This is a genomic window from Pseudonocardia terrae (assembly GCF_021343995.1).
Classification (GTDB): Bacteria; Actinomycetota; Actinomycetes; order Mycobacteriales; family Pseudonocardiaceae; genus Pseudonocardia; species Pseudonocardia terrae.
The window spans coordinates 1-10,235 of record NZ_JAJTTE010000102.1; the positions used below are offsets into that span (position 1 = coordinate 1).

The following is a 10,235-nucleotide window of genomic DNA, read 5'->3' on the forward strand; positions in this document are numbered from 1 at the left end:
TCGGTACCGCTCTGCGCGGCCGGACCTGGCGAGACCACGACATCGTCGTCTGCGGCCCACCGCGTATGCAGAACACGGCCACGCGCCAGCTTCTCGCCGCTGGCGTTCCGGCTGAGCACATCCACGCCGACCCGCTGCCGACCTCGACAGCCATCTAGCCATGACCCACCCGAACCTCTTCGCCACCGGCCGCAGCCAGCACGATGACGAGCCGACAAGCCCGGACACCTCCGCACCGGTCGACCTCGAGCTCGTCGCCGAGATCGTCCGCCGGGCCGGCCTCGACTGCCGTGTCGACCCCCATCGTTCGCCGGTGGCGTTGCGCGCTCGCAGACTCGACCGCAAATGCCGCGGCGTGGACCGTCAGCTCGGGCTACGAGAAGGCCCACGCGGCTACCGTCCCGGCAGCGGCGTAATCCAGCCCCGTGTCCACGAGCCGGGGTCAAGCCCGCCTGTCGGTCGAACTGGGCCCAAGACCAGACCACTGGCTACTGCGTGGCGGCTCAATCGGCGGGGCCGCCGCCCGGACCCTTATCGAGGTGGCTCTTCTTGCCCTCAGACGCGGCGGTGACCGCTGATGGACGCCGCGCGGCGTCACGCCACTGTGAGGGAGTTGAGCCGAACCGGGAACGGAACCAGCGGGAGAAGGCGCTCGGTGCGGTGAACCCGAGCAGCTCGGAGACGGCGGTCAGCGAGTTGCGGTCGTTTGCCAGGTAGCGCTCGGCCAGCGTGGCGCGGGTGGAGTTGACGATTGAGGAGAAGGTCTCCTGCTCCGCGGCCAGGTGCCGGTGCAAGGTCCGCTGGGTCACGCCGAGGCTGCGGGCCACCTGGAGGGTCGAGCAGCGGCCCAGCGGCAGCAGCATCTCCACCAGCTGCCTGACCTGGTCCGACACCCCCGACGCCACCCCGCTCCGCGGTGAGGGCAGCGACTCCAGGAACTGGTGCGCGTACGGCCGCAGGAGCGGATCGGACATCGCGTTCGGAGCGTCGAGCTGCTCGGCGAAGAAGACCAGGCCGGTGAATGCGTGGTCGAACTGAAGGCGTGCCCCGAACGTGCTCCGGTAGGTGTCGGACGCGGCCGGCTTCGGGTGCGAGAAACATACGGATAACGGCGCCCACTCCGTGCCCAGCAGGTCCCGGATGATGCCGAGCAGCGCCGCAGTGGCCAGTTCCAGAGACTGCCGGGTGGGCGCGGGCTCGGCGAACTCGAGCCACAGTCGAATCCTGGCGAGGCCGTTCGCCTCGTCGAGGCGCAGGTGCAGAGCCTCGTTGTAGCTGCGTTCATAGCCGATCAACAGCCGGAGCGCGCTGCGCAGGTCGGGTTCCTGGCGAAGCACCACGCTGAGCGGCCCCAGGGTGGTCAGGCGACGCAGGCCGGCGAGCAGCACGCCGAAGTCCTCGTGGGCGGACAGGTCGGCCGAGAGTTCCAGCAACTGCGCGACATCCGCCGCCGGGATCCACTTCTCCGGGGCGGCCAGGTCCGCGATGTCCAGCCCCACACTCTCGGCGAGCCGGACGGGGTCGAGCCCGAGCGAGCGCGCGAGCTGCAGATAACCGTCGAGCGTGGCAGAGCGGACGCAGGGACGCACGGCATCACCCCCTGGACGCTGTCCGAACAAGTCAAGGGACGTGTCCGAGACGGTACAGCCTTCCGGGCCGGCTGCTGCCACGATTTATCACATCACCGGCAGGGGCGAAAGCAGGAGGAGCCCGAGGTCGCCACACCGAGAAAGACCCCCGCGCGCAGCTGAGGACCCCGCCGCAAGGGCAATCTCGACATCTTCTTCCATGCAGCGTTGCAGTCGATTTACAGCTCTCGATAAGGAATGGAGAACGAGCCGATGGCGAAAGGTGTCCGCTTCCACGAGGTCGGTGCCCCCGACGTGCTGCGGTGGGAATCCGTCGACGTGGGAGAGCCCGGTCCCGGTGAGGTCCGGATCCGGCACATGGCCGTCGGCCTCAACTTCGCCGACACCTATTTCCGGACGGGCCTGTACCCCGCGGCCCTCCCCGCCGGAATGGGGGTCGAGGCGGCCGGGGTGATCGAGGCGCTCGGACCCGGCGTGACCGGCTTCGCCGAGGGTGACCGCGTCACGTACACCGGCAGCCCGCTGGGCGCCTACAGCACCGATCGGGTCATGGACGTCGCACCGCTGATCAGGCTGCCCGACGCCATCCCCTTCGAGACCGCCGCGGCCATGACCATGCGCGGACTGACGACGGCCTACCTGCTCCGCCGCATCGCGAACCTGACCGCGGGTGACACCGTCCTGTTGCATGCCGCCGCCGGCGGGGTCGGCCTGCTCTTCACCCAGTGGGCCGCGCTGCTCGGGATCACCGTCATCGGCACCGTCTCCACCGATGAGAAGGCGGAGATCGCCCGTGCGCACGGATGCACCCACACCGTCGTCTACCGTCGCGAGGACGTCGCCGCGCGCGTCCGCGAGCTCACCGACGGCGCGGGTGTCCCTGTCGCGTTCGACAGCATCGGCCGGACCACCGTGCCCTCGTCCCTGGACTCGCTGAGCCGACGCGGGCTGCTCGTCTGCTTCGGCACGTCCTCCGGCCCGATCCCGCCGATCGACGCGATGCAACTGGCGGTCAAGGGCTCCCTCTTCGTCACCCGCCCAGCGCTGGCGGACTACATCGCCGACCCGACGGAGCGCGCAGCGCTCGCGGGTGAGCTCTTCGACCACGTCGGCTCCGGACGCATCACCGTCGAGATCAACCAGCGCTATGCCCTCGAGGACGCGGTGACCGCCCACCGGGACCTCGAGTCCGGTCGCAGCGTCGGTTCCTCGGTCTTCTGCCTGGACTCGGCCCCTGTCTGAGCGGCCGACACCCCTGCTGCTCGTCCGTGACCACCACCACGCAAACGGAGAAACCCATGCACACCGTCGCGCCATCCACGTCCGAGCGAGAAGGCGTCTCGTCGCTCCGAGTCGGCCCCGACTCGATCGAGGTCGTTCCCCTGACGGCGACCATCGGCGCGGAACTGCGCCACGTCGGCCTGGCCCGGGTGTCCCGGGACGCCGCGCTCTTCAGCCAGATCAAGGACCTGCTGTTGCAGTACAAGGTCCTCTTCTTCCGGGATCAGGACATCACTCGCGCCGAACATGTCGCGCTCGCCGAGCGGTTCGGGCCCCTCGAGGACCACCCGGTCGCCGGCAGCGACCCGGAACACCCCGGCCTGGTCCGGATCTACAAGGACCTCGCCAGCAAGCCCGAGCACTACGAGAACGCGTTCCACTGCGACGCGACGTGGCGTACGGCCCCGCCGATGGGCTCCCTGCTCCGCTGCGTCGAGACACCGCCGGTCGGCGGCGACACGATCTGGGTGAACATGGCCGAGGCATACCGGCGGTTGCCCGAGCACGTGAAGCAGCGGATCGCCGGCCTTCGGGCGCGGCACAGCATCGAGGCGAGCTTCGGTGCGGCGATGCCCGCCGAGCAGCGGCGCGCCCTGCACGAGCGCTTCCCCGACGCCGAGCACCCTGTGGTGCGGACGCACCCCGAGACCGGGGAGCAAGTGCTCTTCGTCAACGCTTTCACCACGCACTTCGTCAATTTCCACACGCCTGAGAACGTGCGGTTCGGACACGACTATGCGCCAGGTGCGAGCGAGCTGCTGAATTATCTGGTCCGGCAGGCCTCCGTTCCCGAATACCAGGTCCGCTGGCGGTGGACGAAGAACAGCTTCGCGCTCTGGGACAACCGTTCCACACAGCACTACGCCGTTCAGGACTACTGGCCCGCCGTCCGCAAGATGGAGCGCGCAGGAATCGTCGGAACCCCCACCTTCTGATCCCTCTCGACCGATAGGAGAATGCCATGTACTTCCTCGACGACTCGCTGTTCCCGGAGAACCAGGAGAAGCTGGTCATCACCGCGGCCCCGTACGGGCCCGAGTGGGAGCCCGCCGACTTCCCCGAGGACATCCCGATGACCATGGACCAGCACGTCCAGCAGGCGGTGGACTGCTGGAACGCCGGCGCCACGGTGCTGCACGTGCACGTGCGCGAGCTCGACGGCAAGGGCTCGAAGCGGATGTCGCAGTTCAACGAGCTGCTCCGTCGGCTGCGTGAGGCCGTGCCCGAGATGATCCTGCAGGTCGGCGGCTCGATCTCCTTCGCCCCGGAGGGCGACGGCGACGACGCCAAGTGGCTCTCCGACGACACCCGCCACATGCTCGCCGAGCTGGACCCGAAGCCCGACCAGGTGACCATCGCGATCAACACGTCGCAGATGAACATCGTGGAGCTGATGACCGCCGACGACATCCGGGGCACCTCGTTCGAGCGCCCGGAGCTGTGGGAGGCCTACCGCAACATGGACGTGCCGGCGAACCCCGCGTGGGTCGAGGAGCACCTCGAGCGCCTGGTCGCCCGGGGGATCCAACCGCACTTCCAGCTGGCACACTCGGCGCAGCTGGAGACGGTGGAGCGGCTGGTCCGGCGGGGCGTGTACACCGGGCCGCTCAACATCACCTGGGTGGCCATCGGCGGCGGCTTCGACGGCCCCAACCCGTACACGATGATGGACTTCATCCGCCGCGTACCGGACGGCGCCTCGCTGACCCTCGAGAGCATCATGCGCAACGTCCTGCCGATCAACGCGATGGCGATCGCCCTGGGCCTGCACACCCGCTGCGGCAATGAGGACACCCTCTGGGGCCGACTCGGCGAGAAGATCACCTCGGCGGCCGGCGTGGAGCAGCTGGTCCGAATCGCGACCGAGCTCGGCCGCGGCGTGGCGACCGGCAAGGAAGCGCGCGAGATCTACAAGCTCGACGAGTACTACGGCAGCGCCGACGAGGCCCTGGCGAAGCTCGGCTACCCGCCGAACCGCCGGCCCGGCCAGGTGGGCTTCGTCCACCACGCCTGAACCGACCGACCGTACGCCCTGAATGCGGGCCGGCTCCCGGCCCGCCCTCCCGCGCCACCGGTCGACCGCGAACGACGGGTTCGAGGGCGACCACCCCCGGTCCTCCTGTGCAGGAAGGGACCGGACATCGACAGCCGCACCGTCGCACAGGAGCGTCGCCATGGCATCACTGGTCGCCGAGGGCCCGATCCTCGATCGGGACCGCAGCATCCGGGCCCGAGTCTTCCCCTGGGTGGTCTTCGCCCTCACCTTCGCACTTCTCCTGTCGGACTACATGTCCCGACAGGTCCTTTCGGCCGTCTTCCCCGTCCTCAAGGCTGCATGGGCGCTCACCGACACCCAGCTCGGTGCGCTCACCAGCGTGGTGGCCCTGACCGTGGGTGTGCTGGCCGTTCCGCTGTCCCTGCTCGGCGACCGCTGGGGCCGGGCCCGATCCATCGTCCTGATGGCGGGAGTATGGAGCCTCGCCACCCTCGGGTCGGCGCTGTCGGCCAACTACGGCGAGCTCATGCTGTCCCGCATCTTCACCGGCCTCGGTGAGGCCGCCTACGGCAGCGTCGGCCTGGCCGTCGTCCTCGCCGTGTTCCCCGCCGACCGGCGGGCCTCGTTCACCGGTGCCTTCATGGCCGGTGGCTCGTTCGGCTCCGTGATCGGGGTGGCCCTCGGCGGCGTCCTCGCCGTCCACCTCGGATGGCGCTGGGCGTTCGCCGCGATGGCCATCCTCGGTCTCGCCCTGGTGGTGCTCTTCCGACTGGTCGTCACCGACGCGAAGCTGGACCGGCACCGGATCGATGATGCCGACCGCGCGCCCCGGCCGGCGACGGCGCCGCGAGCCCGGCTGAACACCCTGTTCGCCACGCCCTCGGTCATCTGCGCCTACCTCGGCAGCGGATTCCAACTGTTCATCGCCGGCTCGCTGTTCGCCTGGCTGCCCAGCTACCTCAACCGCGCCTACGACCTGCCCGCGGACACGGCAGCCGGTGTCGCAGCAATCGCCATCCTGTTCATGGGCGCCGGCATGATCGTCTGCGGGACCATCACCGATCGGGTGAGTCGGCAGGTCGCCCTCCGCAAGTGGACGACGGCGATCGCGTACTCGCTCGTGTCGCTCGTCTCGCTCGGCATCGGGTTCTCACTGCCCGCAGGCGGCGTCCAGCTCCTGCTGCTGGCAATCGGTGTCTTCTTCGCGGCCGGCGCGAGCGGCCCGGCCGGAGCGATGGTCTCCAACCTGACCGCCGAGTCGATACGGGCGACCGCGCTCGGCACCCTCACCCTCGCGAACAACCTGCTCGGCCTCGCCGCCGGACCGCTGGTGGTCGGCATCCTCGCCGACCACGTCGGGCTGGTCGACGCCATGAGAATCATGCCGCTGGTGGCGGTCGCTTCACTGGTCGCCCTGCTGGTCGGGCGCAGGGCCTACCCTGCCAGCCTCGCCCGGGCGAGGGCTTCGGTGCAGACCCGATGACCCCACCGAGTGTCGTCCTGGTACCGGGCCACCGCAGCCGTGTCGAGGTGCCGAACGGGGCTGTGCGAGCAGCGGCGCCGCAGGTGGGATCCGCATGACCGCTGTCGAGGCCGTCCACCACAACGAGGTGGGCGGCACCGATGCCCAGTCCATGGCCGAGAACGCTCGTCCGACGTTGTGGGCCGGGCTGGTCGCCGCCGCCCTGGGCCTTGGTGCAGCAATGCTCGCGCACCATTTCGTCCCCGCGGTCGGCGTCCTCACCTGGGCGGTCGGGCTGGGGATGGTCGCCGGCAACACGGGACTGCTGCCCGCACCGGCCCGAGAAGCGCTCGGCCCGCTGACGAAACGCCTGCTGCGGATGGGGATCGTGCTCCTCGGGTTCTCGGTCTCCTTCGGAGCGATCGCGGGTCTCGGGCTCGGGACCATCGGCCTCGTCCTCGTCACACTGCTGATCACACTGCTGCTCACCCTGTGGCTGGGCCAGCGGATGCGGCTCGGCACCGCCCGCAGCCTGCTGATCGGTACGGGCTTCGCGATCTGTGGCGCCTCGGCGATCGCAGCCATGCAGGACGCCGCGGGAGCCGACGAGGAGGACGTCGCCGTCGGCGTCGCGATGGTGACCCTCTTCGGCACGGTGGCGATGGTGCTTCTGCCGCTGCTGGCGCACCCGCTCGGGCTGAGCGATGCCGAGTTCGGCATCTGGGCCGGTGCCAGCATCCAGGAGGTCGGCCAAGTGGTCGCTGCAGCCGGTGCGGGCGGTGCCGCCGTCGTCGCCGTCGCCGTCGTCGTCAAGCTGACACGGGTGCTGCTCCTGGCACCAGTCGTGGCAGCGGTGAGCGTCCGAGGCCGGATGGCCGACCCCCACCGGTCGGCCGCGGATAAGCGGCCACCGCTCGTCCCGCTGTTCGTCCTCGGATTCCTCGCATGCGTCGCCTTCCGCAGCACCGGCGTCCTGCCCGCCGGCGCGCTCGACGTGATCTCACAAGTACAGGTGGTGGCCCTGGGTGCGGCGCTCTTCGGCATGGGTGCCGGGGTGCGGATCTCTGCGCTGTACCGCCGCAGCGGACCCGTCCTCATCGTCGCGACGCTCTCCACGCTGATCGTCATGGGCCTCTCCCTGGCAGGGATCTTCCTGCTCGGGCCGTAGCTGCTCGGGCCGCGACTGCCTCTGTGGTGATCGCTCGGACCGGGCCACCGTGCCGGTCCGAGCAGCTCCCGCAGATCGGAGCCCAACAGGACAGCAGCCGGAGCAGTCGCCGATCTTCTGGCGAAGCACGCCGTCGGCGCCATGAGCAGACCGCCAGAGGGCCCCGGCCGCGTCTGGTCCCTGATTCCGAGCTCCCCAGTGGGCGGGCGGTACCTCCGCTGCCCGGCCTCGTGAAATCAGGCGCCCTGCCCGGCCCGGCCGACTTCGCCGCCGCCGCCCGCCGTCGAATCAGACTCCGGACGTGCCGCGGATTCGTCCATCCGGCCCGGGTGAGGCCGAGGGACGGCGGGCCGCAAAAGATGCGGGGGTGAAGCCCGGAAAGTCGGCGCGAAACGAGCCGAATACGCACCGCGGCGGAGCGTCGTCGTCGCTGGTACCCGGGTTGGCGGCGCTGCGGACGTACCGGGCAGGCTGGCTGCCGAAGGACTGGTCGCCGGCCTGGTGCTCACGGCGCTGCTGGTGCCGCAGGGCATGGCCTACGCAGAGCTGGCCGGCCTGCCCGCGATCACCGGCCTGTACACGTCGATCCTCTGCCTGCTCGGGTATGCGGTCTTCGGTCCCTCGCCGGTGCTCGTGCTCGGCCCGGACTCCTCGCTGGGCCCGATGATCGCGGCCACGGTCCTCCCGCTGGTCGTCGCGGGCGGTGACCCGCAACGCGCGGTCGCACTGGTCTCGGCGCTCGCGATCATGACCGGTGCGATCACGGTCGCGGCCGGGCTGGGGGCGCCTCGGCTTCGTGGCGGACCTGATCTCGCGGCCGACAATGATCGGCTACCTGAACGGGCTGGCACTGACGATTCTCGTCGGACAGCTGCCGAAGCCGTGCGGGTTCTCGGTCGACGCCGAGGGGTTCGGCGGCGAGGTCGCGGGCTTCGTCCGCGGGCTGTTCGGTGGCGCGGTGGTGCCGGCCGCGCTGGGCGTCGGCGCAGCCGGGCTGGTCCTGATCCTCGTCCTGCAGCGGGCGCTTCCCCGGGTCCCCGCGGTCCTGGTGGTCGTCGTGGCCTCGATCGCCACCGCCGCCGTGTTCGGGCTGGGCGGGCGCGGGGTGGACCTGGTCGGGGTACTCCCGCAGGGGTTCCCGCCGCTGACCCTGCCGCACGTGTCGCTGTCCGACCTGGCGGCGCTCGCGGCGGGGGCGGTCGGTATTGCGGTCGTGTCGCTGGCCGACACCATCTCCACGGCTTCGGCCTTCGCGGCCCGCGCGGGCCGGACCGTGGACGGCAACCGCGAGATGGTCGGGATCGGGGCGGCGAACCTCGCGGCCGGCTTCTTCCAGGGTTCCCGGTCAGCACGAGCGGCTCCCGTACCGCCGTGGCGCAGCAGGCCGGCGCCCGCACACAGCTCGCCGGCCTGGTCGGGGCGGCAGCGATCACGCTGATCCTGCTCCTGGCTCCCGGCCTGCTGCGTGACCTGCCGCAACCGACGCTGGCGGCGGTCGTGATCGCCGCCTCGGTGTCGCTCGCGGACCTGCCCGCGACGATGCGGCTGTTCCGCGTCCGCCGCACGGAGTTCGCCCTGTCGGTCGCCGCGCTCCTCGGGGTGGTGCTGCTCGGCGTGCTCGGCGGCATCGCTGTGGCGATCGCCCTGTCCGTCCTGAACGTCTTCCGCCGCGCCTGGTGGCCCTACCGGACCGAGCTGGGCACAGGGTCCCCGACCTGCCCGGCTTCCACGACCTACGCAGCTATCCGGCGGCCGAGCGGTTGCCGGGCTGCGTGATCGTGCGCTTCGACGCACCACTGATCTTCGCGAACGCGGACCTTCCGGGAACAGTTGAAGGAGTTGGCCGCGGCGACCCCTGCGCCACGGTGGATCGTGGTCGCCGCAGAGCCGATCACCGACGTCGACACCACCTCGGCCGACATGCTCCACGAGCTCGACGTGGCGCTCAACGCCCGCGGCGTGCACCTCGTGTTCGCCGAGATGAAGGACCCCGTCCGGCGCAAGATCGACTGCTACGAACTCACCCGCACCATCGACCCGGCACACTTCTTCCCCACCGTGGACGCCGCGGTCGACGCGTTCCGCCGCGAAAGCGGCGCCCAGGGGGGCCCAGTTACTGCCTGAACGGTCGACCGTGTCGTGATCGCGGCCGGACTGTCCTTCGGCCCGGAGAACGCGGACAAGAAGTCCCGCGGTTCCAGCTCACGTCCTGCGACAGCGCGCTGGACGACAGCGAGTCGCGTGAAGTGCTCGGCGAGCCACACGCTCCGGCACTTGTCCAGCCCCTGCTCGTCCGGGTGTTGTGGTGCTCCGCGCCAGCCGCATTCGCAAGCCGGGACGAACGCGGCGAACGTGTCCGGGGTACAGATGGCCACGTCGGTCCAGATGTCGGACAACGCCCCGTTGCGGTAGCGACCGGCGACGAAGCCCTCGTGCTCGTCCGTCGCCTCGTCTGCTTCAGGTCCGATGAACAGCATCGCTATGCCTACCCTTTCGGTACGTCGCCCGTCAGAAGGGAGTGGGGATGTAGCGGAGCGCCGACGAGGGCTTCATGGGATTCGCGGGAAGCTCACGGCGGGGCAGCCTGACCTTCTTCCGATGGACGTGCTCGTAGGGCACCCGGCCGAGCAGATGGGTGATGATGTTCAGCCGGGCGCGCTTCTTGTCGTCGGAGTGGGCGACGCACCACGGCGCCCACGCGGTGTCGGTGGCGGCGAACATGTCGTCGCGCGCCCGCGA

General features: G+C 70.2%; 7 protein-coding genes and 3 pseudogenes. 8 read left to right on the plus strand and 2 right to left on the minus strand.

Annotated elements, in window-relative coordinates; genetic code table 11:
- Positions 1 to 503 precede the first annotated feature (503 nt).
- Positions 504 to 1,589, minus strand: a complete 1,086-nt coding sequence (locus LWC33_RS33655; RefSeq protein WP_233308759.1) for an AraC family transcriptional regulator — start codon at positions 1,587 to 1,589, stop codon at positions 504 to 506.
- Positions 1,590 to 1,841: 252 nt separating this feature from the next.
- Between LWC33_RS33655 and LWC33_RS33660 the strand changes: the two genes are divergently transcribed.
- The 8 genes and pseudogenes from LWC33_RS33660 to LWC33_RS33690 all read left to right on the plus strand — a co-directional run bounded on the left by LWC33_RS33660 (position 1,842) and on the right by LWC33_RS33690 (position 9,620).
- Entirely contained in the window at positions 1,842 to 2,831 is a 990-nt protein-coding gene (locus LWC33_RS33660; RefSeq protein ID WP_233308760.1) for a quinone oxidoreductase family protein, read from the plus strand.
- Between the two features lie 56 nt (positions 2,832 to 2,887).
- Positions 2,888 to 3,805, plus strand: a complete 918-nt coding sequence (locus LWC33_RS33665; protein WP_233308761.1) for a TauD/TfdA dioxygenase family protein — start codon at positions 2,888 to 2,890, stop codon at positions 3,803 to 3,805.
- A gap of 26 nt (positions 3,806 to 3,831) precedes the next feature.
- Entirely contained in the window at positions 3,832 to 4,884 is a 1,053-nt protein-coding gene (locus tag LWC33_RS33670; RefSeq protein WP_233308762.1) for a beta-keto acid cleavage family enzyme, read from the plus strand.
- A 160-nt stretch (positions 4,885 to 5,044) separates the two neighbouring features.
- Positions 5,045 to 6,349 carry an MFS transporter gene (locus LWC33_RS33675; RefSeq protein ID WP_233308763.1) on the plus strand — a complete coding sequence of 435 codons (1,305 nt, stop codon included), beginning with the start codon at positions 5,045 to 5,047 and terminating at the stop codon, positions 6,347 to 6,349.
- A gap of 94 nt (positions 6,350 to 6,443) precedes the next feature.
- On the plus strand, positions 6,444 to 7,496 hold the full coding sequence (locus tag LWC33_RS33680; protein WP_233308764.1) for a YeiH family protein: 1,053 nt from the start codon (positions 6,444 to 6,446) through the stop codon (positions 7,494 to 7,496).
- A gap of 531 nt (positions 7,497 to 8,027) precedes the next feature.
- A pseudogene (locus tag LWC33_RS35565) lies at positions 8,028 to 8,210 on the plus strand (SulP family inorganic anion transporter); the annotation flags it as partial.
- Between the two features lie 109 nt (positions 8,211 to 8,319).
- A pseudogene (locus LWC33_RS33685) lies at positions 8,320 to 9,272 on the plus strand (SulP family inorganic anion transporter).
- A 96-nt stretch (positions 9,273 to 9,368) separates the two neighbouring features.
- The gene (locus LWC33_RS33690; RefSeq protein WP_233308765.1) at positions 9,369 to 9,620 is read left to right on the plus strand and encodes an STAS domain-containing protein; all 252 of its coding nucleotides are present in this window, start codon (positions 9,369 to 9,371) and stop codon (positions 9,618 to 9,620) included.
- Between the two features lie 384 nt (positions 9,621 to 10,004).
- On the opposite strand, the pseudogene LWC33_RS33695 reads toward LWC33_RS33690, so the two are convergent.
- Positions 10,005 to 10,235 (minus strand): annotated as a pseudogene (locus tag LWC33_RS33695) (polyphosphate kinase 2); the annotation flags it as partial.